The sequence below is a fragment of the Sabulicella flocculans genome, assembly GCF_045449635.1.
Taxonomy (GTDB): Bacteria; Pseudomonadota; Alphaproteobacteria; order Acetobacterales; family Acetobacteraceae; genus Roseococcus.
Map to the genome: position 1 here is coordinate 511 of NZ_JBJJBR010000003.1, position 20,670 is coordinate 21,180.

Below are 20,670 nucleotides of genomic sequence, written 5' to 3' on the forward strand. Positions count from 1 at the left end.
GGGGCCCGGGCGTTACAGCGGTTGGGGCGGGGCCTGCGGCCCGTCACCTCTGGCGTGTTCCGGGCCCTCCCCGCCGTCCGGCCCTGCGGGCCGGACGGCTACGCCGGGCGCCGCCCTCCGGGCGGCTTGGCTTCGGCCCTCTGAAGGGGGCCGGCGCGCGCCGTGCGCGCGCATCCTTCGTGCGCGGCGCTGGTCTTGGGTGGGTGGCGCTGGCTGGCCGGCGCTCGCCTGGCGGCGTTGCGCCTCTGGCTTCGGGAGCGGCGCTGGTTTCTCGGCGTGCGATGCCGGCTGGCCGGCGCTCGCCTGGCGGCGTTGCGCCTCTGGCTTCGTGCGCGGCGCTGGTTCCTCGGCGTGCGATGCCGGCTGGCCGGCGCTCGCCTGCGGCGTTGCGCCTCTGGCTTCGGGGGCTGCGCTGGTCTTGCGGAGTGGCGCTGGCTGGCCGGCGCCCGCCGGTCAGGGCAGGCGGGCGGCCAGCGCCGCGAAGGCCCGCGCGCGGTGGGAGAAGCGCGCCTTCTCCTCCGGCGCCATCTCGCCGAAGCTTCGCGCCTCGCCATCGGGCACGAACATCGGGTCGTAGCCGAAGCCCAGCGTGCCGCGCGGCGGGGCCACCCAATGGCCCTCGCAGTGGCCCTTGGCGTGCTCCACATGCCCGTCGGGCCAGGCCAGGGCCAGCACGGCGACGAAGGCGCAGCGGCGCTCCGCGCTCGCATCCTCGCGCGCGATGCGCGCCATGGCCGCACCGTAGTCGCGCCCGCCGCCCGGCAGCATCGCCCAATCCGCCGTGCGCACGCCCGGCGCGCCGCCCAGTGCCGCCACCTCCAGCCCGCTGTCATCCGCCAGGGCGGGCAGGCCGCTGGCCCGCGCCGCCGCCAGCGCCTTCAGCGCGGCATTGGCGGCGAAGGTCTCGCCCGTTTCCTCCGGTTCCGGCAGGCCCAGGCTGGCGGCGGAGACCACCTCCAGCCCATGCGGCGCCAGCAGGGCGGCGAATTCGCGCGCCTTGCCGGCATTGTGCGTGGCCAGGACCAGCCGGCCGGGCGCCAGGCGCCTCACGCGCCGATGGCCGCCTTCTGCGCCGCCACCAGCCGCGCCACGCCGTCGCGCGCCAGGTCCAGCATGGCCAGGAACTGCGCCTCGGTGAAGGGCGCGCCCTCGGCGGTGGCCTGCACCTCCACCAGCGCGCCCCCGCCGGTCAGCACGAAGTTGGCGTCGGCGCCGGCCGCGCTGTCCTCGGCGTAGTCAAGGTCCAGCACCGCCTCGCCATTCACCACGCCGCAGGAGATGGCGGCGACGTGGTCGGTCAGCGGGATGGCGGCCATGACCTTGTTGCGGACGCAATGCCCGAAGGCCAGGTGCAGCGCCACCCAGGCGCCGGTGATGGCGGCGCAGCGGGTGCCGGCATCGGCGTTCAGCACGTCGCAATCCAGCGTCACCGTCAGCTCGCCCATCGCCTTGCGGTCGGTCACGGCGCGCAGGGAGCGGCCGATCAGGCGCTGGATCTCCTGCGTGCGGCCGCTCTGCTTGCCGCGGGCGGCCTCGCGGTCGCCGCGGGTGTGGGTGGCGCGCGGCAGCATGCCGTATTCCGCCGTCACCCAGCCCAGCCCCTGGTTGCGCATGAACGGCGGCACACGACCTTCCACCGAGGCGGCGCAGAGCACCTCGGTGTTGCCCATGCGGATGAGGCAGGAGCCTTCCGCATGCTTGCTGATGCCCGTCTCGATGGAGATGGGACGGAGCGCTTCGGGGGTGCGGCCGGAGGGGCGCATGGCTATACCTTGCCTCATGAGTAGGTGGTCGCGGGCATTACGCCCAAAGGAGGACGGGTGACCAGGGGTGGGGCTGCGGAAGCGGCGGACACGACGCTGCACGAGGTGACGGTGGGGCTGGGCCAGACGGCCGCCTTCCGCCTGTTCACCGAGGGGTTCGCGCGCTGGTGGCCACGGGAATACTCGTGGTCCGGCGACGCGCTGGTCGGCATCGGGCTGGAGGGGCGGGAAGGCGGCGCCTGCTTCGAGATCGGCCCGCACGGCTTCCGCTGCGACTGGGGCCGGGTGACGCAGTGGGAACAGCCGCGGCTGCTGGGCTTCACCTGGCAGGTCGGCCCCGACCGCACGCCGCAGCCCGACCCCAGCAAGGCTTCCCAGGTCGCGGTGGCCTTCGTGCCGGAAGGCGCGCGCACGCGGGTGCTGCTGGCCCATCGCGGCTTCGGCGCGCACGGGGAGCGCGGCATGTCCTACCGCGAGGAGATGGGCAGCCAGATGGGCTGGCCGCTGCTGCTGCGCCGCTACGCGCAGCTGGCGGGGTAGGGCGCCCCGCCAGCCGCCGTCAGACGATCCAGGGCAGGTCGGTGTCCTCCACCGGCGCGCCGAGGCGCGTCAGCAGCACGTGCACCTGCCCGCGGTGGTGGGTGCCGTGGTTGAACATGTGCGTCACCAGCAGCCAGCGCGGGCGGGTGCTGGTCATGCCGCGGCTGTTGGTCCAGGTCAGGTCGCCGGCCAGGGCGGGGGCGTCCAGCCCGGCGGCCCAGGCCTCCATGCGTGCGTCCTGGTCGGCGCGCAGGGCGCGCATGGCGTCCCAGTCCGCATGCATCGCCGCCCCCTCGCGCGGGTTGCCGCCCGGCGCCGGCCAGCCGGCCAGGCGCGCCATCCAGGCCGCATCCGCCCAGCACAGGTGCGACAGCGTGGCATGCACCGAGCCGAAGAAGGCGCCCAGCTCCTCCCGCCGCTGCGCCTCGGTCAGCGTCGCGGCGCTGCGGTACAGGCGGCGGTTCATCTCGGCGTTGTAGGCCGCCATCGCGCGGACCCAGTCGGGGGAGATCATGCGGCCTCCTTGTGGAACAGCACCACGTCGCGCAGCGTGCCCTGCTCATCCTCCTCGCAGCGGGGGATGCGGCCGGTTTCGACCCAGCCCTCGGCGCGGTACAGCGCCTCGGCGGCGGTGCCGGCGCGGGTGTCCAGCGTCAGCAGCGGGCGGCCCCAGGCGGCGGCGGCCTGGGCGGCGCGGCGCAGCAGGGCGCGGGCCACGCCGCGGCGTTGCAGGGCGGGGGCCACCAGCAGCTTCTCCAGCTCGGCGCGGCGGGGCTGGTTCTCCTGCGCCGCGACGTGCAGCTGCGCGCTGCCGGCCAGGGCGCCGTCCAGCCACGCCACCAGCAGGATGCGCGCCCCGCCCGCCACCTCCGTCGTCACGCCCTTCCAGAAGGCGCGGGCGCGGGCGGGCTCCAGCGGCGCGCGGAAGGAGAGGGAGCCGCCCTGCGCCACGCAATCGGCCAGCAGCCGCGCCAGCGGGCGCTCGGCGCTGGCGGCGGCGGCGGCATCCAGCGCCTCCACCACCAGCCCGGCGCAGGGCTTGCTGTAGCGGAACTCCAGCGAGTTGGAGAGGTCGTCCAGGATGCGGATGGCGCCCTGCCGGACATAGCCCGCCTTCTCGTAGAAGGCATGGGCAGCGAGGAAGCGCGTGTCGGTCCACAGCACCAGCCGCCGCGCGCCATGCGCCCGCGCATGGTCCTCCGCCACCGCCAGCAGGCGCTGCGCCAGGCCGGTGCCGCGCGCCGCCTTGTCGAGATACACGCGGCAGATTTCCCAGCCCTGGTCCTCGTCGCGCAGGGGGCGGGCGGCGATCATCCCGTGCGCGTCCTCGGAAAGCCACAGCGCGCCGCCGCGCTCGGCGAAATGCGTCGCCAGGTGCAGCAGCTCGGGCAGCTCGCCATGGAGGTCGAACACCACGCCGGGGTATTCCGCCCAGGCCTCGCGTACCAGGCGGATGTAATGGGCGGCGTCGGCGTCGGTGCCGGGGCGGATCATCGGGCGCACCTCCGCCCCGGCCGCGCACGGCGCCCCCCGCCGCCCAGCCGCCCGCATCCCAGCGGCGCGGCGCGAGCCGGGCGGCCGGAGGCCGCGCCCGGCGCCCGGGGGCGCGAAAAAGCCTCGGTGGCGGCGCCGCGCGGCATCGCCGCCAGGCTCAACCCGCCAGGCCGTCGCAGAAGCGGCGGATGCGCGCCATCGCCTCCTCCAGCGCCGCCATGCCGGTGGCGTAGGAGATGCGGACATGCGGGCTCATGCCATAGGCCGCGCCCTGCACCACGGCGACGTGCGCTTCCTCCAGCAGGGCGAGCGCGACATCGGTGTCCGTCTCCAGCAGCCGGCCCGCGGGGGTGCGCTTGCCCAGGCAGCCGGCGACGGAGGGGAAGACGTAGAAGGCGCCCTCCGGCACGTGGCAGGTGATGCCGGGGCAGGCGTTCAGCGCCGCCACCACGAAGTCGCGCCGCGTGCGGTATTCCGCCGCGCGTTCCCGCACCAGCTCCTGCGGCCCGTCCAGCGCCGCCACCGCCGCCGCCTGCCCGACGGAGGAGACGCCGGCGGTGGCCTGGCCCTGCATGTTGAACATCGCCTTGATCAGCGGCGCCGGCCCGCCGGCGAAGCCGATGCGCCAGCCGGTCATCGCGTAGGTCTTGGAGCAGCCATTGACCGTCAGCGTGCGCGGCTTCAGCCGCGGCTCCACCTCGGCGATCGTGCAGAACTCGAAGCCGTCATAGACCATGTGCTCGTACATGTCGTCGCTCATCACCCAGGCGTGCGGGTGGCGCAGCAGCACCTCCGCGATGGCGGCCATCTCGGCGCGCGAACACGCGGCACCCGTGGGGTTGGAGGGGAAGTTGAGCATCACCCACTTGGTGCGCGGCGTGATGGCGGCGTCCAGGTCCTCAGGGCGCAGCTTGAAGCCGTTGTTCTGCGGGCAGGGCACCGTCACCGGCACGCCGCCGGCCACCTTCGCCATGTCGGCGTAGCTGACCCAGAAGGGCGAGGGGATCACCACCTCGTCGCCCGGGTCCAGCGTGGCCATGAAGGCGTTGAAGATGGCCTGCTTGCCGCCATTGGTGACGATCACCTCGTCATCCGCGTAGTCCAGCCCGTTGTCGCGCTTGAACTTGCGGCGCACCGCGGCCTTCAGCGCCGGGGTGCCGGCCTGGGGCGGGTACTTGGTCTCGCCGCGCAGCGCCGCCTGGTGCGCGGCCTCGATGGCGTGGGCGGGGGTGGGGAAGTCGGGCTCGCCATTGCTCAGGCTGATGACCGCCACCCCCCGCGCCGCCAGCTCCCGCGCCTTCTGCCCCATCACCACGGAGGCGGAAACCTGGACGGCGGCGAGGCGCTGGGCGAGGGCGGGCATGGCGGCAACCTGTGGCGTGGCGGGGAAGGGGCCGACCATAGGCCCGCGCCGCCCCTGTCGCCAGATGGCCCGCCTTGGGCTAGACGCTGCCGCCATGCGCCACTTCCTGGATTTCGAGAAGCCGCTCGCCGAGCTGGAGGGCAAGGTGGAGGAGCTGCGCCGCACCACCGATGCCGGGGGCATCGACGTGGCGGAGGAGGTCGCGCGGCTGCGCGACAAGGCCGAGAAGCTGCTGGCCCAGACCTACGCCCGGCTGACGCCCTGGCAGAAGGCCCAGGTGGCCCGCCACCCCGAGCGCCCGAAGTGCCTGGACTACGTGGCCGGCCTGATCGAGGAATGGACCCCCCTGGCCGGCGACCGTGCCTTCGCCGACGACGCCGCCGTCATCGGCGGGCTGGGGCGGTTCCGCGGCCGCGCCGTCGCCGTGCTGGGCACGGAGAAGGGCACCGAGACCGAGAGCCGGGTGAAGCACAATTTCGGCATGGCCAAGCCCGAGGGCTACCGCAAGGCGCGCCGCATCATGGAGCTGGCCGGGCGCTTCGGCCTGCCCATCCTGAGCTTCGTGGACACCTCCGGCGCCTTCCCCGGCATCGAGGCCGAGGCGCGCGGCCAGGCCGAGGCCATCGCCCGCTCCATCGAGGCCGGGCTGGCCGCGCCGGTGCCCTTCGTCGCCACGATCATCGGCGAGGGCGGCTCCGGCGGCGCCATCGCCCTGGCCGCGGCCGACCGCGTGCTGATGCTGGAGCACGCCATCTACTCCGTCATCAGCCCGGAGGGCTGCGCCTCCATCCTGTGGCGCGACGCCGCCCTGGCGCCCACGGCGGCCGAGGCGCTGAAGCTGACCGCCGAGGACCTGAAGCGCCTGGCGCTGATCGACCTCATCATCCCCGAGCCGCTGGGCGGCGCGCACCGCGACGGCGCCGCCACCGTGGCCGCGGTGGGCCACGCGGTGGAGGAGGCGCTGGAGCCGCTGCTGGCGCTGGACGGCCCCACCCTGACCGCGCGCCGGCGCGAGAAGTTCCTGGAGATGGGGCGCGGGCTGCCGGCGTGAGCGCGCCCGCGCATCGCGCGGCCTTCCTCGCCGCCTTTCCGGCGATCGGCACCGCCATCTTCGCCGGGGCGGTGGACCAGACCATCACCGCCACCGCCCTGCCGGCCATCGCCGCCGAGTTCGGGGTGGCGGGCCGCATCTCCTGGGTCGTGGTGGCCTACCTGATCGCCGGCACGGTCGCCGCGCCGGTGTTCGGCCGGCTGGGCGACGCCCACGGCCGGCAGCCCATGCTGCGGCTGGCCTTCCTGCTGCAGGGCGCCGGCGCGCTGGCCGCCGCCCTGGCGCCGGATTTCTGGGCGCTGCTGGCGGCGCGGGTGGTGCACGGCCTGGGCGGCGGCGCGCTGCTGACGCTGGCCATGGCCGTGCTGGGCGAGACGGTGCCCCCGCGCGAGCGCGGCCGCTACCAGGGCTACCTGGTGGCGTGCTTCATCTCCTCCTCGGCGCTGGGGCCGCTGCTGGGCGGCTGGCTGACGGCCCAGTGGGGCTGGACGGCGGCGTTCTGGTTCGGCCTGCCGCTCTGCGCCCTGGGCCTGCTGGCCACCTGGCGGCTGGAGCGGCGGCCCGGCAGCGGCGGCTTCGCGCTGGACCTGCCGGGGCTGGCCCTGTTCACCGCCTTCGTGCTGGTGCTGGTGGCGGCGCTGGACCGCGTGCAGGGGCTGGACTGGGCGCTGGCCGCGCCCGGCCTGCTGCTGGCCGCCGCGCTGGCCGCCGCCCTGCTGCGCGCCGAGCGCCGCGCCCCCGACCCGCTGCTGCCGCCCGCCGTGCTGGGCGAGGCGACGGTGTGGCGCACCAACGCGCTGTCGGCCTGCGTGGCGGCGGCGCTGACCGCGCTGATCTCCTTCCTGCCGATCTACCTGTCGGTGGTGCGCGGCGCGCCGCTGGCCACGGTGGGGCTGATGCTGCTGCCGATGTCGGTGGCCGGCGGCCTAGGCGCGCTGGCCTCCGGCACGCTGCTGGCGCGCACGGGGCGCACCATGCTGCTGCCGATGTTCGGCCTGGGCTGCGGGGTGCTGGGCGTGTCCGGCCTGGCGGTGTTCGCCGGACAGGTGCCGCTGGCGGTGCTGCCCTGGTGGCTGGCGCTGTGCACCCTGGGCATCGGCACCACCTTCCCGGCGGTGCAGATCACCGTGCAGGCGGCGGCCGGGCCGGCGCGGCTGGGGGTGGCGACGGCGTCGGTGCAGTTCATGCGCAACCTGGGCTCGGCGGCCGGCACGGCGCTGCTGGGGGCGGCGCTGTTCGCCACCCTGGCGCTGATCGAGCCCGGCCTGGCCGAGCGCGTGATCGGCGGCGGCCGCGCCGCGCTGGCGGCGCTGGATGGGCAGGACCGCGCGGCGCTGGCGGTGGGCTTCCGCGCCCTGTTCGCCGGGGCGGCGGTGCTGCTGGGCGTGGCCTTCGTGATGGCCTGGCGGGTTCCCCTGCGGCGGATTTGAGACGAAGCTTCCGCCAACCAACACTGGAGGAAGCGCATGGACCGCGTCGGCTTCATCGGCCTGGGCAACATGGGGCGCCCGATGGCGTCCAACATCCGCCACAAGCAGTTCCCGCTGGCCGCCTTCGACCTGAACCCCCAGGCGGTCGCCGCCCTGGTGGAGCTGGGCGCCGAGGCCGCACCGGACGTCGCCGCCCTGGCCCGCGGCGCCGACGTGGTGGTGACCATGCTGCCCGGTCCGAAGGAGGTCTCGGCCACCGTGCTGGGCCCCGTGCTGGCCAACATTCGCCCCGGCAGCGCCGTGCTGGACATGAGCACGGTGGACCCCGAGACGACCGACGCCCTGGCCGCCGCCTGCGCCGCCAAGGGGGTGGGCTTCGTGGACGCCCCGGTGGGCCGGCTGGCGGCGCATGCCGAGCGCGGCGAAAGCCTGTTCATGGTCGGCGGCCACGAGGCCGACGTGGCGCGGGTGCGCCCGCTGCTGGAGGCGATGGGCACCACGGTGCACCATTGCGGCGGCCCCGGCGCCGGCACGCGCGCCAAGCTGGTGAACAACCACCTGGCCATCCTGCTGTGCCAGCTGAACGCCGAGGCGCTGAGCCTCGCCACCGCCTTCGGCCTGGGGCTGGACCGCATCCTGCCGGTGCTGCACGGCACCACCGCCACCAACGGGCAGCTGGCGGTGAACTGGCCCAACAAGGTGCTGAAGGGCGACACCGCGCCCGGCTTCGCCATCGACCTGGCGCACAAGGATTTGTCGCTCATCCTCGGCGCGGCCAATGCCGCGCGGGTGCCGCTGCCCATGGCGGCGGCGGGGCGCGAGGCCTTCTCCCTGGCCCGCGCGCGCGGCATGGGCGGCAAGGACTTCTCGGCGATGCTGGACGCGCAATGCGCCGCCGCCGGGGTGGAGCCGCCGCGGCTGGGATGACCTTCCGCCGGGCCGCGCCGGGGCCGGCCCCAGGCGGGGCGCCGCCGTCGCTGGGCGGCGACGTCCCGCCGGTGGGGCTGCCGGGCGCGCTGGCGCCCCTGCGTGGGTGATGCGCCGCCCTCAGCGGCGCATCATGCCCTTCTTGATCTCGCGCTCCACCGCGCTGCGCTCGGCCGACCCGATGCGGCGGATGATCTCCCGCACGATGGCGGGCGAGATGCGGTGCCGCTTGGCGAGGTAGGACACCTCCTCCTCGTGGTCGGCGGGCGCGGGCGCGGCGGCGCGCGCCGATGGCAGGCTGGTCATCGGGTCCTCCTCGGCGGCGCGCGGGGCGCCGCGGTGCATGGTCAGCCCTTGCGCGCCTTGCGCGCGGCGTAGCGCGCGTCGCGCGCCGCCTTCTGCTCGGCCAGCAGGGCCAGGGCGCGCTGCTTCTTGTCGGCGTCCAGCAGGGCGGCGCGCTCCGTGGCGGCCAGCGCCTCGCGGGCGGCCTCCTCGGCGGCGCGCAGCGCGGCCTGGCGCTCGGCCTCGGCGCGGGCGCGAGCCTCGGCTTCCTCGGCGGCGCGCAGGGCGGCCTGGCGCGCGGCCTCGGCGGCCTGGGCCTCGGCGGCCTGGCGCCGCGCCTCCTCCTGCGCCGCGTGGCGGGCGGCGCGGGCGGCGGCGAGGCTCACCTGCTCGGCCAGCCGCGCCTGCACCGCCGGGTCATCCGGGCCGGGGCGCTGGGCGAAGCGCTGCTGCGCCGCCTTGCGCGCCGCCTCGGCCGCGCGCTGGCGGTCGGCGTGGGTGTCGGGGATGGAGCTGCGTCGTTGGATGGTCCGTGTTCCTTGCCCGCCGCGCGGCGCCCGCGGCAGCCGGCCGGCGCGCGGGATGCGGGCGCGGGGGCGTCGCGGGGCGGGGGGGGACGGGAAGGATATGGGCGCGTCCGCCGCGCAGGGCAAGCGCGCAGGGCGCGGGTCAGCCCGGCGCGCCCGGCCCGGTGGGGGTCAGCCCCAGCCCAGCACCGCCAGCATCACCAGCCCCAGCGCGATGCGGTACCAGCCGAAGGGGGTGAAGCCGATGCGCGAGATGAAGGCCATCACCAGCTTCACCGTCGCCAGCGCCACCACGAAGGCGGTGAGGAAGCCCACCGCGATCAGCGCCAGCCCGTCGGAGGACAGCTCGTGCCGCACCTTCAGCAGGGAATAGGCGGCGGCGGCCAGCATGGTGGGGATGGCCAGCAGGAAGGAGAACTCGGCCGCCGCCCGGCGCTCCACCCCGCACAGCAGCGCCGCGATGATGGTGGCGCCGGAGCGCGAGGTGCCGGGGATCATCGCCAGCACCTGCCCCAGCCCGATCAGCAGCGCGGTGCCGGGCCCCATCTCCTCCAGCCGGCGGATGCTGGGCACGCGCACCCGCCGCTCGATCAGGATGATGGCGATGCCGCCGAGGATCAGCGCGGCGCAGACCACCCAGGGGTTGAACAGCAGCCCGGTGATGACGCCGTGCAGCGTGGCGCCCATCACCATGGCCGGCAGGAAGGCCAGCAGCAGGTTGACGGCCACCGCGCGCTCGTCGCTGCCGCGAACCAGCGCGCCGCGCGCCAGGGCCAGGATGCGCGCGCGGAACAGCACGATGACGGCCAGGATGGCGCCGAGCTGGATGGAGATCTCGAACGCCTTGCCCGGCGGGCCCTGGAAGCCGATCAGCTCGCCCAGCAGGATCATGTGGCCGGTGGAGGAGATCGGCAGGAACTCGGTCAGCCCCTCCACGAGGCCCATGAGGATGGCGTCGAGCACGTTGGATTCCCGGAATGGCGGCGCCATCAACGCGGCGGCCGCCCCCCCTGTCAACGCCCCGCCGTCAGGGCGCCGGCGGCCAGGGCACGGCGCGCAGGCCGCTGCGCCAGCCGTCGCTCGCCGGGTCCTCGGGGTCGCCGCCCTCGGCGGCCAGCGGGCGGCGGTCGCGGCCGGGCAGGGCGCCCTGCGTCGCCGGGTCGTGGCGGAAGCGCACGTCGCCCCACAGGGCCGGGCCGCCCGGCACGCGCAGCGGCGCCTCGCGCCCGTAGCGCGCCTCCAGCAGCGCGCCGTCGCGGGCGAAGCCCTGGCGGCCCGGCAGCGGGCCGATGCCGTGCGGCGCCACCATGGCGCCGGCGGGCGCCGTCACCTCCAGGAAGGCGCCGCCACGGGGTTCCAGCGCCACCTCCGCGCCTTCCGTCAGCGTCCAGCCCTGCCAGGCCACCGCCCTTGCCAGCTCGCAGCCGCGCAGCCGGCCGGCGGCGTCGAGCAGGACGCGGCGGCCGCAGGGCCAGCCCCCCACCGTGGCGGGCTCGTCGAGGTCGGCCTGCCAGCGGTCCGCGCCCTGGCGGTACAGCGACATCACGCCCGGCAGCCCCAGCACCGGCACCGGCGCCGGGCGGTTGGCCGCCCGTGGCGGGTCGTCCGGGGCGGGGAAGCGCACGCCCAGCACGCGGCGGCGCGCCGGGTCCTCCCAGGTGATGCGCGCGCCGGCCGGCAGCGCCACGCCATCCACCACCGCGGCTTCGGACAGGATCGTGGTCACGGACTCGTCGTGGCGCCGCTGCTGGAAGGACGACCATTCCTCGCTGGCCACCAGCCCGCCCACCATCGCCACCGGCGCCAGCAGGGGCAGCGCGCCGAGCGCGAGCACGGCGCCCAGGGGCCCGCCGGCCAGCCGCGCGCCCAGCAAAAGCAGCAGCCCGCCGGCCAGCAGCCAGGGCCAGATGTCCAGCGCCAGGAAGATCAGGCCGGCCCAGCCGAGGGATCCCTCACCCATGGCGGGCGAACGCGCTCAGGCCGGGGAGGTCACCACGAGGTCGTCGCGGTGGATGATCTCGTCGCGCCCGCGCCAGCCCAGGATGGCCTCGATCTCGTCGGAGCGGTGGCCGATGATGCGCGCGGCATCGGCGCTGTCATAGGCGGAAAGGCCGCGCGCCAGCTCGCGCCCCGCCTCGTCGCGCACGGAAAGCGCGTCGCCGCGGGCGAAGTCGCCGGAAACGGCGCGCACCCCGGCCGGCAGCAGGGAGCCGCCGCGGGCCAGCGCGCGCGCCGCCCCGGCATCCACCACCAGCACCCCGGCCGGCTGCACCGAGCCGCCGATCCAGCTCTTGCGGGCGCTGCGCCCCTCGGGGGCGGGCAGGAACCAGGTGCAGCGGGCGCCGTCCAGCAGGGCGCGCAACGGGTGCATCGCCTCGCCCTTGGCGATGGCCATGGCGCAGCCCGCGCCGGTGGCGATGCGCCCGGCCAGCAGCTTGGTGCGCATCCCGCCGGAGGAATAGCCGGGCGGCGGCTCGCCCCCCATCGCCATGATCTCCTCGGTGATGCGCGCCACCTGGGGGATGTGCGCCGCCCGGGGGTCCTTGCGGGGGTCGGCGGTGTAGAGGCCGTCAATGTCGGAGAACAGCACCAGCGCGTCGGCGCCGGTCATCTCGGCCACGCGTGCCGCCAGCCGGTCATTGTCGCCGAAGCGGATCTCGGCGGTGGCGACGGTGTCGTTCTCGTTGATCACCGGGATGCAGCCCAGCCCCAGCAGCGTGCTGAGCGTGGCGCGGGCGTTGAGGTAGCGGCGGCGGTCCTCGCTGTCCTCCAGCGTCAGCAGCAGCTGGGCGGCGCGCAGGCCGTGCGCCGCCAGGGCGGCGTCCCAGGCGCCGGCCAGGCGGATCTGCCCCACGGCGGCGGCGGCCTGCTTCTCCTCCAGCCGCAGGGTGCGGCGGGTCAGCCCCAGGGCGCGGCGCGCCAGGGCCACCGCGCCGGAGGAGACCACCACCACCTCCTGCCCCGCGCCGCGCAGGGCGGCGATGTCCGCCGCCACCGAGGCCAGCCAGGCGGCGCGCGGCGCATCCCCCTCCACTAGCAGGGCGGAGCCGATCTTCACGACGATGCGGCGGGCGGCGGTCAGGTCCATGGGCGGGGCCCGGTTTGCGGCGGAAGCCGGTTCCGCACAACCCCGGTCTGGACGCGCAACCCAGGGCTGTGCCAATCGCGGGGGATGCGCGCCCTCCCCCTGCTGCTGTGCGTCCTGCTGGCCGGCTGCGCCGAGGCGCGCCGCTGGTCCGGGCTGCCGGCCGCGCCGGAGGACCGCCTGGCCATCGCCGAGGCCGAGAGCGGCGAGGAGGACGAGGGCACCACCGTGGTGCGCATGGCGCTGGGCCGCCGCCAGGCCAGCGCGGTGCTGATCCAGGAGCAGGGGGAGCGGCGGATGTGGCGCGCCCCCGGCGGCGTGGTGGTGCAGACCGACGGCGCGCGGGTGACCGCCACCGCCGGGCTGCCGCGCATCCTGATGGCCACCCGCTTCGACGGGCCAGACCCGCTGGAGGACCCGAAATCCCTGCTGGGCCGCAGCGTGGAGGCGCGCCGGCTGGTGGACGTCGCCGCGGCCTCCCGCGCGCCGGAGACGATGCGCTTCGGGCTGGGCTTCGATTGCCGCCTGCGCGGCTTCCGCACGGAGGAGGAGGGGCAGATCCTCATCGAGGAGACCTGCCGCGCCCCGGGGCTGCGCCGCGTGGTCAACCAGTTCTGGGCCGACGAGCGCACCAACCGGGTGGGCTTCGCCGAGCAATGGGTGGGCGAGGGGCTGCAGCCCCTGGCGCTGGACTTCGAGCCGGACTGAGCGCCCTCAGCCCAGCTTGCGCGCCAGCTTGCGCGCCAGCAGCCAGCCCAGCAGGCCGCCCACCGGCCCGCCCGGCAGCAGCAGCAGCCAGCCCACATGGGCCTTCTGCACCACCAGCCCCAGCCCGATGCCCAGCATCATGCCGCCCACCAACGCGCCGGTGACGCCGGCGGTGAGGCCCAGGACCAGGATGTCTTCGCGGGTGACCATGGCGGGCATGAAGGCGCGCCGCCGCGGTTTGACAAGGGGCGGCGCCCGCCCTAGACCCCCCGGCATTCCTGGGAACGCGGACGCGGCCGATGCCGCGCGCCCGCCGCCGCGCGCCAGCGCGGGGGACTACCGGGACACCCCGCGGCAGGCCAAGCCCGCCGCAAGCAAGAAGGGCCGGGCCGCAAGGCGCCGGCATCGCCGCGCATGACCAAGCGCCTCGCTTCCAAGTACAAGATCAACCGCCGCCTGGGCGAGAACCTGTGGGGCCGCGCCAAGTCCCCCGTCTCCAAGCCGCGCAAGGGCGACCAGGGCGCGCGCACCTACGGCCCCGGCCAGCACGGCCAGCGCCGCAAGAACAAGCCGACCGACTTCGGCATCCAGCTGATGGCGAAGCAGAAGCTGAAGGGCTACTACGCCAACATCGGCGAGAAGCAGTTCCGCAAGTACTACGAGGAAGCCGTGCGCCGGAAGGGCGACACCTCGGAGAACCTGATCGACCTGCTGGAGCGCCGGCTGGACACGGTGATCTACCGCATGAAGTTCGCGGTGACGCCCTTCGCCGCCCGCCAGTTCGTCAACCACGGCCACGTGACCGTGAACGGCAAGCGCGTGAACATCCCCTCCTACCTCGTGCGCGACGGCGACGTCCTCGAGGTGAAGGAGAAGTCCAAGCAGCTGACCATGGTGCTGGACGCCATCCAGGAGGCCGGGCGCGACGTGCCCGAGTACATCCAGGTGGACCACCGCGCCATGAAGGGCTCCTTCACCCGCACGCCGAAGTTCAGCGACGTGCCCTATCCGGTGGTGATGGAACCCAACCTGGTGGTCGAGTTCTACAGCCGCTGACGGCTTTCCCGGGCGGCGCTTGACGGCGCCGCCCGGCTTGCGCAGGGATGGCGGCGATGGCCGAACCACCTTCCCTGCACGAGTTCCTGCGCGTCCTGGTGCAGGGGACGCACCAGGGCATGCTCTACCGCGACGTCGGCCCGGAATGGCACGACGCCTTCGTGGCGGAGCTGGAGCGCCGGCTGGGCGCCGGCGACCTGCAATCCGTGGTGTCCGACTTCATCCGCCTCATCAACGAGTGCCCGGAGGCCGAGGCGCGCGTCTTCGCCAAGATGGCCGGCAAGGAGATGGCGGGGTTCGTGCAGCCCATGCTGGCGCTGCGCCCGGCGCCCATCGCCTGCATCGCCCTGGGCTGCCTGCCCGCCGCCGCCGGCATGCTGCGCCGCGCCGGGCTGCGCCGCTGGGCCGGCCCGCTGGACTGGATGACCCTGCCGCCCGCCGCCGTGCGCGACGCCCTGGCGGACGACTTCCTGGCCCTGACCAACCCGCGCCACCTGGAGCGCATCCCCCCCGCGCAGCGCCCGGATGACGGGCCGGGCTTCCTGGCCCGCCACGCGCGCTATTCCGCCCAGCACGGCGAGACGCTGTTCCACCACCGCGACCCGACCACGGAGGACGGCTTCGCCGCGCTGGAGCGCGCGGCGGTGCGCATGCGCGAATCCCTGCGCGGCCTGCACGCCAAGATGCTGCTGCAGGTGGTGGAGGAGGCCCCCGGCACCGCCGCCGCCTGGGCCGAGACGGCGGACCTGCTGGACCGCTTCGCCCGCGGCGCCGCCCTGGTGACCGTGGCCGTGGTGGAGGGCCGCCCCGAAGGCCCCTTCCCGGAGATGGAGATGGCGCAGCAGAAGGGGCCGCACCGCCTGCTGCGGATGCGGCCCCTGTCGGCGCTGGCGGGGCTGGGCTTCGCCGACCCGCTGGACGAGGTGGTGCTGCTGCGCGGCGCGCTCAGCACCGTGGCCGGCTAGGCGCCGCCTTACGCCTCGGCCTTGGTCTCGATGCCGTTGTCCTTCATCAGCTGGTGCAGCTCGCCGCTCTGGAACATCTCCATCGCGATGTCGCAGCCGCCGACGAACTCGCCCTTGACGTAGAGCTGCGGGATGGTCGGCCAGTTGGAGAAGGCCTTGATCCCCTCGCGGATCTCCATGTCCTCCAGCACGTTCACGCCCTTGAAGGGCACGCCCAGGTGGGACAGGATCTGCACCACGCGGGCGCTGAAGCCGCATTGCGGGAAGACCGGCGTGCCCTTCATGAAGAGCACCACGGGCTGGCTGTCGATCTCCGCCTGGATGCGGCTGCTGGTGTCGCTCATCGGTCTCTCCTTCAATCGGGTGCGCTGGTCTGCAGCGCCAGCGCATGCAGCACGCCGCCCATCCGCCCCTGCAGCGCGGCATAGACCACCTGGTGCTGCTTGACGCGCGGCAGGCCGCGGAAGCTCTCGCTCACCACCTTGGCGGCGTAGTGGTCGCCATCCCCGGCCAGGTCCTCGATGGTGACCTCGGCGTCGGGCAGGGCGGCCTTGATCAGCGCCTCGATCTCGCTCGGCTGCATCGGCATCGGCGTCAGTATCCCTGCATCATCGCGGGCAGCGTCGCCTCGTTCAGGGCGCGCAGCCTGGCGACCGATATGGAACCGGCGCCGGGAACAACCAAGTCCCCACCGCCGGAATGTCCCAGCCGGGCGGCGGGCACGTGGGCGGCGCGGGCGGCGGCCAGCACCGCCTCGGGGTCGCGGGTGGCCAGCACGTAGCGCGCCTGGTCCTCGCCGAACCAGAAGCCGTGGTCCGAGACGGTGGACAGCGTGGCGCCGATGCCCGAGGCCATGCACATCTCCGCCACCGTCACCAGCAGCCCGCCATCGGCGCAGTCGTGGCAGGCCAGCACGGTGCCATCCAGGATCAGGCCGCGCACCAGGTCGCCGTTGCGGCGCTCCGCGGCGAGGTCCACCGGCGGCGGCGGCCCTTCCTCCCGCCCCGCGACCTCGCGCAGCCACAGCGACTGGCCCAGGTGGCCATCCGTCTCGCCCACCAGCACCAGCTCGCAGCCCTCGGGCAGCGCCAGGCCCACGGCCTTGGCCACGTCCTCGATCACGCCCACCCCGCCGATGGCCGGCGTGGGTAGGATCGCCCGGCCTTCCGTCTCGTTGTAGAGGGAGACGTTGCCGCTCACGACCGGGAAGTCCAGCGCCACGCAGGCGGCCGCCATGCCGCGCACCGCGGCGGCGAACTGGCCCATGATGCGCGGCTTCTCCGGGTTGCCGAAGTTCATGTTGTCGGTGATGGCGCGCGGCAGGGCGCCCGTGGCGGTGATGTTGCGCCACGCCTCGGCCACCGCCTGCGCGCCGCCCGCCTCCGGGTCGGCCTGGACGTAGCGCGGCGTGCAGTCGGTGGTGATGGCCAGCGCGATGGCGCCGCCCTGCTCCACGCTTTCCTCCACCCGCACGATGGCGGCGTCGGCCTGGCCGGGGCGCTTGGCGGTCTGCCCACCGACCTGGGCGTCGTACTGGTCCCAGATCCAGCGGCGCGAGCACAGGTCGGGGCTCGCCACCAGCTTCTCCAGCGCGGCGAGGATGCCGACGGGGTCGGCCACGTCGGGCAGCGGCGGCTGCCGGGGCGTCTCCTCCGTGGGGCGGTGGTACAGCGGCGCCTCGCTTTCCAGCGGCGCCAGCTCCATGTCGGCCTCCACCACGCCGCCGTGGCGGATGACGATGCGCCCGGTGTCGGTCAGCCGGCCGATGACGGCGAAGTCCAGCTCCCACTTGCGGAAGATGGCTTCCGCCAGTTCCTCGCGGCCGGGCTTGAGCACCATGAGCATGCGCTCCTGGCTCTCGCTCAGCATCATCTCGTAGGCGCTCATGCCCGTCTCGCGCTGGGGCACGGCGTCCATGTCCAGCTCGATGCCCATGCCGCCCTTGCCGGCCATCTCGACGGAGGAGGAGGTGAGGCCGGCGGCGCCCATGTCCTGGATGGCGACGATGGCGTCGGTGGCCATCAGCTCCAGGCAGGCCTCGATCAGCAGCTTCTCGGCGAAGGGGTCGCCGATCTGCACCGTGGGGCGCTTCTCCTCCGAATCGGCGCTGAACTCGGTGGAGGACATGGTGGCGCCATGGATGCCGTCGCGCCCGGTCTTGGAGCCGACATAGACCACCGGGTTGCCCACGCCCGTGGCGGCGGCGGTGAAGATGCGGTCGGCGCGCAGCACGCCCACCGTCATGGCGTTCACCAGCGGGTTGCCGTTGTAGGCCGGGTGGAAGTTCACCTCGCCGCCCACGGTGGGCACGCCCACGCAGTTGCCGTAGCCGCCGATGCCGCGCACCACGCCATCCAGGATCTGCCGGGTGCGGGGCAGGGCGGGGTCGCCGAAGCGCAGCGCGTTGAGGTTGGCGATCGGCCGCGCGCCCATGGTGAAGACGTCGCGCAGGATGCCGCCGACGCCGGTGGCGGCGCCGTTGTAGGGCTCGATGAAGCTCGGGTGGTTGTGGCTCTCCATCTTGAACACCGCGGCCAGCCCGTCGCCGATGCTGATGACGCCGGCATTCTCGCCCGGCCCCACCAGCACCCAGGGCGCCTTGGTGGGCAGCTGGCGCAGCCACACGCGCGAGGACTTGTAGGAGCAGTGCTCGCTCCACATCACGGAGAAGATGCCCAGCTCGCACAGGGTGGGCTGGCGGCCGAGGATGGCCAGCGCGCGCTCGTGTTCCTCGGGCTTCAGGCCGAACTCGGCGGCGAGCTGCGCGGCGCGCGCGGGCTCCAGCAGGGGCAGGGCATCCATGGGCTGCTTCTAGACCGGCCCCCGCGAACGCGAAACCCGCCCGCGCCTTGCGGCGGGGCGGGTTCCCGTGTCTGGCCGTGGCCGGGCGGTCAGCGCGGCGCGCCGACGCCCTGCTGGCGCACGATGCCCGTGGTGTTCGGGCTGACCGCGACCGGCGCGCCGGCCGTGACGTTGCCGCGGCCGGTGGTGCCCTGGTCGCGCACGATGCCGCCCACGCCGGTGCCGGTGGCGACCGGGTTCTGCATGCCGGGGTTGTTGGTCTGCGCGGCGCGGAGCTGCTGCTCGCGCATCTGCTGCTCGCGCATGTCGCCGGTGTTGGTGGCGATGCTGGCGGTCGGCGCCGGCTGGCAGGCGGCGAGGAAGACGAGGCCGCCGAGGGCGGCCAGAAGGGGCAGGCGGGTCATGGCGGTATCTCTCCCAGTTCGAAGGGTCGCGGCGAAGCCTAACCCGCGGTCAAACCCGTTGTCCATGTGCGTTGCGTCCGGGGATGCCACACTGTGTCCCATGGGTCACGCGGGGGAGAGCGCCTCGGCCAGCCCGGTGAACAGCGGCAGCCCGTCCTCGCCGCCCACCAGCGGGTCCACGCAGTTCTCCGGGTGCGGCATCAGCCCCAGCACCCGCCCATTGGGCGAGCAGATGCCGGCAACGGCGTTGCGGCTGCCGTTCAGGTTCTCGCCCTCGTAGCGGAACACCACGCGGCCCTCGCCCTCCAGCCGGGCCAGCGTCTCGTCGTCGGCGAACCAGTTGCCGTCGCCGTGCGCCATGGTGGCGCGGAAGGTCTGGCCCTGGCGGAAGTGGCGGGTGAAGGGCAGGTCGGCGCGCTCCACCCGCATGGTGCAGTCCATCGCCAGGAAGCGCAGCGAGGCGTTGCGCAGCAGCGCGCCGGGCAGCAGCCCGGCCTCGCACAGCATCTGGAAGCCGTTGCACACCCCCAGCACGTGCCCGCCGCGGGCGGCGAAGGCGCGCACCGCCGCCATGACGGGCGATTGCGCGGCCATGGCGCCGCAGCGCAGGTAGTCGCCGTAGGAGAAGCCGCCGGGCAGCACCACCAGGTCCAGCCCCGACGGCAGCGCGTCCTCGCGGTGCCAGACCATCTGCGGGCGCTGGCCCGAGGCGCGGCGCAGCGCGATGGCCATGTCGCGCTCGCGGTTGGTGCCGGGGAAGGTGACGATGGCGGCCTTCATGGCGGAAACCCTTTCAGAACTGCGCCCAGTGGAGGATGCCGAGCAGGACGGAGGTGCCGACGGCGGCGATGGCCGCGGCGGTGAGCCAGCGGTTGAACGCCGCCTTCTTGCCGGCCACGAAGCCGCGCGGGCGGGCGCCGCCCATGCGCTCCTCGCGCCAGCGCAGGCCCATGGCCACCAGCACGGTCGCCACCGCCATCAGCAGCAGCGGCAGCTTCACCACGGGAAGAGCAGCCAGCCCAGCGGGTCGCGCCATTCCAGCAGCAGCGAGACCGGCCAGAACAGCCCGCCCAGCACCGCCTTGCTCAGCACGAAGAACACCTGCGCCGTGTGGTGCTGCGGCAGGGCGTCCAGCGGCGGGCCGAACAGCAGAAAGGCCGCGGCCAGCAGCAGCCGCCACGCCACCAGCCCCAGCGACAGCGCGACGAACACGCGCAGGGAGCGCTGGCGGAACGGCGGGGCGGCGGCCTCCATGTCAGGCGGCCTCGACCGTGAAGCTCTCGATGACGGTGTTGGCCAGCAGGCGGCGGGCCATCTCCTCGCCGGCCTGGCGGGCCTTGGCGGGGTCGTCCTCCGCCACCTCGACGATCATCACCTTGCCCACCCGCACCTCGCCCACGCCGGCGAAGCCCAGGTTGCCCAGGGCGCGGCCGATCGCCTTGCCCTCGGGGTCCAGCACGCCGGCCTTGGGGAACACCGTGACCTTCAGGCGCGTCACTGCATCACCTCCGGGCCCTTCATGTCACGCACCCCGGCCTCGGGCAGGATGCCCAGGCGGCGGGCGACCTCCTGGTAGCCTTCCTCCACCTTGCCCAGGTCGCGGCGGAAGCGGTCCTTGTCCATCTTCTCGCCGGTCTTGAGGTCCCACAGGCGGCAATTGTCCGGGCTGATCTCGTCGGCCAGGACGATGCGCATGTCGTCGTTCTCGTAGAGGCGGCCGAACTCCAGCTTGAAGTCCACCAGGGTGATGCCCACGCCCAGCAGCAGGCCGGTGAGGAAGTCGTTCACCCGCAGCGTCAGCTGCACCATGTCGTCCAGGTCGTGCGTGGAGGCCCAGCCGAAGGCGGTGATGTGCTCCTCGCTCACCATCGGGTCCTGCAGGGCGTCGTTCTTGTAGTAGTACTCGATGATGGAGCGCGGCAGGCGCGTGCCTTCCTGGATGCCCAGCCGGGTGGCGAGCGAGCCGGCGGCGACGTTGCGCACCACCACCTCCAGCGGGATGATCTCCACCTCGCGCACCAGCTGCTCGCGCATGTTCAGGCGGCGGATGAAGTGGGTCGGCACGCCGATCTCGGCCAGGCGCTGCATCAGGTACTCGCTGATGCGGTTGTTCAGCACCCCCTTGCCGGTGATGGTGCCCTTCTTCTGCGCGTTGAAGGCGGTGGCGTCGTCCTTGAAGTACTGGACGATGGTGCCCGGCTCGGGCCCTTCGAACAGGATCTTGGCCTTGCCCTCGTAGAGCTGCCGGCGACGCGCCATGGGGGGAACCTTCC

General features: G+C 74.3%; 27 protein-coding genes. 7 read left to right on the plus strand and 20 right to left on the minus strand.

Annotation, left to right across the window (positions count from 1 at the left end; translation table 11 throughout):
* Positions 1-453: 453 nt before the first annotated feature.
* Together ACI6QG_RS04750 and rph are read right to left on the minus strand one after the other, a co-directional pair.
* Complete coding sequence (locus ACI6QG_RS04750; RefSeq protein ID WP_407023423.1) at positions 454-1,050, minus strand: non-canonical purine NTP pyrophosphatase; 597 nt, start codon at positions 1,048-1,050, stop codon at positions 454-456.
* Positions 1,047-1,763 (minus strand): ribonuclease PH, encoded by a 717-nt coding sequence (rph, locus tag ACI6QG_RS04755; protein WP_407023424.1) that lies wholly within the window; start codon positions 1,761-1,763, stop codon positions 1,047-1,049. Before rph ends, ACI6QG_RS04750 begins: the two co-directional genes overlap by 4 nt.
* A gap of 57 nt (positions 1,764-1,820) precedes the next feature.
* Here rph and ACI6QG_RS04760 point away from each other — a divergent pair, with 57 nt between their 5' ends.
* The gene (locus tag ACI6QG_RS04760; RefSeq protein WP_407023425.1) at positions 1,821-2,303 is read left to right on the plus strand and encodes an SRPBCC family protein; all 483 of its coding nucleotides are present in this window, start codon (positions 1,821-1,823) and stop codon (positions 2,301-2,303) included.
* Between the two features lie 19 nt (positions 2,304-2,322).
* Here the strand turns inward: ACI6QG_RS04760 and ACI6QG_RS04765 are convergent, their stop codons facing one another.
* The 3 genes from ACI6QG_RS04765 to ACI6QG_RS04775 all read right to left on the minus strand — a co-directional run bounded on the left by ACI6QG_RS04765 (position 2,323) and on the right by ACI6QG_RS04775 (position 5,160).
* Complete coding sequence (locus ACI6QG_RS04765) at positions 2,323-2,817, minus strand: DinB family protein (RefSeq protein WP_407023426.1); 495 nt, start codon at positions 2,815-2,817, stop codon at positions 2,323-2,325.
* Entirely contained in the window at positions 2,814-3,797 is a 984-nt protein-coding gene (locus ACI6QG_RS04770; RefSeq protein ID WP_407023427.1) for a GNAT family N-acetyltransferase, read from the minus strand. The genes ACI6QG_RS04765 and ACI6QG_RS04770 overlap by 4 nt, the downstream gene beginning before the upstream one ends.
* 157 nt (positions 3,798-3,954) lie before the next feature.
* Entirely contained in the window at positions 3,955-5,160 is a 1,206-nt protein-coding gene (locus tag ACI6QG_RS04775; RefSeq protein WP_407023428.1) for a pyridoxal phosphate-dependent aminotransferase, read from the minus strand.
* Positions 5,161-5,254: 94 nt separating this feature from the next.
* Between ACI6QG_RS04775 and ACI6QG_RS04780 the strand changes: the two genes are divergently transcribed.
* The 3 genes from ACI6QG_RS04780 to ACI6QG_RS04790 are packed head-to-tail and all read left to right on the plus strand — an operon-like array spanning position 5,255 to position 8,568.
* A complete protein-coding gene (locus tag ACI6QG_RS04780; protein ID WP_407023429.1) occupies positions 5,255-6,211 on the plus strand; it encodes an acetyl-CoA carboxylase carboxyltransferase subunit alpha in 957 nt (318 codons plus the stop codon).
* Positions 6,208-7,641: an MFS transporter gene (locus ACI6QG_RS04785; RefSeq protein ID WP_407023430.1), complete on the plus strand. Its 1,434-nt coding sequence runs from the start codon at positions 6,208-6,210 to the stop codon at positions 7,639-7,641. The genes ACI6QG_RS04780 and ACI6QG_RS04785 overlap by 4 nt, the downstream gene beginning before the upstream one ends.
* Positions 7,642-7,677: 36 nt before the next feature.
* The gene (locus ACI6QG_RS04790) at positions 7,678-8,568 is read left to right on the plus strand and encodes an NAD(P)-dependent oxidoreductase (RefSeq protein WP_407023431.1); all 891 of its coding nucleotides are present in this window, start codon (positions 7,678-7,680) and stop codon (positions 8,566-8,568) included.
* A 120-nt stretch (positions 8,569-8,688) separates the two neighbouring features.
* Here the strand turns inward: ACI6QG_RS04790 and ACI6QG_RS04795 are convergent, their stop codons facing one another.
* The 5 genes from ACI6QG_RS04795 to proB form a co-directional block, all read right to left on the minus strand.
* Entirely contained in the window at positions 8,689-8,913 is a 225-nt protein-coding gene (locus ACI6QG_RS04795) for a hypothetical protein (RefSeq protein ID WP_407023432.1), read from the minus strand.
* Positions 8,914-8,915: 2 nt separating this feature from the next.
* Positions 8,916-9,503, minus strand: coding sequence for a DUF6481 family protein (locus ACI6QG_RS04800; protein WP_407023433.1), 588 nt, complete (start codon positions 9,501-9,503; stop codon positions 8,916-8,918).
* Positions 9,504-9,548: 45 nt separating this feature from the next.
* Positions 9,549-10,340 carry an undecaprenyl-diphosphate phosphatase gene (locus tag ACI6QG_RS04805; protein WP_491630715.1) on the minus strand — a complete coding sequence of 264 codons (792 nt, stop codon included), beginning with the start codon at positions 10,338-10,340 and terminating at the stop codon, positions 9,549-9,551.
* Between the two features lie 64 nt (positions 10,341-10,404).
* Positions 10,405-11,337, minus strand: coding sequence for a hypothetical protein (locus ACI6QG_RS04810; protein WP_407023435.1), 933 nt, complete (start codon positions 11,335-11,337; stop codon positions 10,405-10,407).
* Between the two features lie 15 nt (positions 11,338-11,352).
* Complete coding sequence (gene proB / locus ACI6QG_RS04815) at positions 11,353-12,465, minus strand: glutamate 5-kinase (protein ID WP_407023436.1); 1,113 nt, start codon at positions 12,463-12,465, stop codon at positions 11,353-11,355.
* Positions 12,466-12,549: 84 nt separating this feature from the next.
* Between proB and ACI6QG_RS04820 the strand changes: the two genes are divergently transcribed.
* Positions 12,550-13,170, plus strand: a complete 621-nt coding sequence (locus ACI6QG_RS04820) for a YjbF family lipoprotein (RefSeq protein ID WP_407023437.1) — start codon at positions 12,550-12,552, stop codon at positions 13,168-13,170.
* A 6-nt stretch (positions 13,171-13,176) separates the two neighbouring features.
* Here ACI6QG_RS04820 and ACI6QG_RS04825 read toward each other — a convergent pair whose 3' ends face one another.
* Positions 13,177-13,380, minus strand: a complete 204-nt coding sequence (locus ACI6QG_RS04825; protein ID WP_407023438.1) for a hypothetical protein — start codon at positions 13,378-13,380, stop codon at positions 13,177-13,179.
* A 204-nt stretch (positions 13,381-13,584) separates the two neighbouring features.
* Between ACI6QG_RS04825 and rpsD the strand changes: the two genes are divergently transcribed.
* Positions 13,585-14,226, plus strand: a complete 642-nt coding sequence (rpsD, locus tag ACI6QG_RS04830) for a 30S ribosomal protein S4 (protein ID WP_407023439.1) — start codon at positions 13,585-13,587, stop codon at positions 14,224-14,226.
* Between the two features lie 56 nt (positions 14,227-14,282).
* Positions 14,283-15,191, plus strand: coding sequence for a DUF1796 family putative cysteine peptidase (locus tag ACI6QG_RS04835; protein WP_407023440.1), 909 nt, complete (start codon positions 14,283-14,285; stop codon positions 15,189-15,191).
* Between the two features lie 8 nt (positions 15,192-15,199).
* Here ACI6QG_RS04835 and grxD read toward each other — a convergent pair whose 3' ends face one another.
* The 9 genes from grxD to purC form a co-directional block, all read right to left on the minus strand.
* Positions 15,200-15,535 (minus strand): Grx4 family monothiol glutaredoxin, encoded by a 336-nt coding sequence (grxD, locus tag ACI6QG_RS04840; protein ID WP_407023441.1) that lies wholly within the window; start codon positions 15,533-15,535, stop codon positions 15,200-15,202.
* A gap of 11 nt (positions 15,536-15,546) precedes the next feature.
* On the minus strand, positions 15,547-15,780 hold the full coding sequence (locus tag ACI6QG_RS04845; protein WP_407023442.1) for a BolA family protein: 234 nt from the start codon (positions 15,778-15,780) through the stop codon (positions 15,547-15,549).
* Positions 15,781-15,785: 5 nt separating this feature from the next.
* Complete coding sequence (gene purL / locus ACI6QG_RS04850) at positions 15,786-17,993, minus strand: phosphoribosylformylglycinamidine synthase subunit PurL (RefSeq protein ID WP_407023443.1); 2,208 nt, start codon at positions 17,991-17,993, stop codon at positions 15,786-15,788.
* Between the two features lie 89 nt (positions 17,994-18,082).
* Positions 18,083-18,397, minus strand: a complete 315-nt coding sequence (locus ACI6QG_RS04855) for a hypothetical protein (RefSeq protein ID WP_407023444.1) — start codon at positions 18,395-18,397, stop codon at positions 18,083-18,085.
* A gap of 105 nt (positions 18,398-18,502) precedes the next feature.
* A complete protein-coding gene (purQ, locus tag ACI6QG_RS04860) occupies positions 18,503-19,177 on the minus strand; it encodes a phosphoribosylformylglycinamidine synthase subunit PurQ (protein WP_407023445.1) in 675 nt (224 codons plus the stop codon).
* Between the two features lie 13 nt (positions 19,178-19,190).
* Complete coding sequence (locus ACI6QG_RS04865; protein ID WP_407023446.1) at positions 19,191-19,397, minus strand: hypothetical protein; 207 nt, start codon at positions 19,395-19,397, stop codon at positions 19,191-19,193.
* Positions 19,394-19,651: a hypothetical protein gene (locus ACI6QG_RS04870; protein WP_407023447.1), complete on the minus strand. Its 258-nt coding sequence runs from the start codon at positions 19,649-19,651 to the stop codon at positions 19,394-19,396. Before ACI6QG_RS04870 ends, ACI6QG_RS04865 begins: the two co-directional genes overlap by 4 nt.
* A 1-nt stretch (position 19,652) precedes the next feature.
* Positions 19,653-19,895, minus strand: a complete 243-nt coding sequence (gene purS / locus ACI6QG_RS04875; protein WP_407023448.1) for a phosphoribosylformylglycinamidine synthase subunit PurS — start codon at positions 19,893-19,895, stop codon at positions 19,653-19,655.
* Entirely contained in the window at positions 19,892-20,656 is a 765-nt protein-coding gene (gene purC, locus ACI6QG_RS04880) for a phosphoribosylaminoimidazolesuccinocarboxamide synthase (RefSeq protein ID WP_407023449.1), read from the minus strand. Before purC ends, purS begins: the two co-directional genes overlap by 4 nt.
* Positions 20,657-20,670 lie beyond the last annotated feature (14 nt).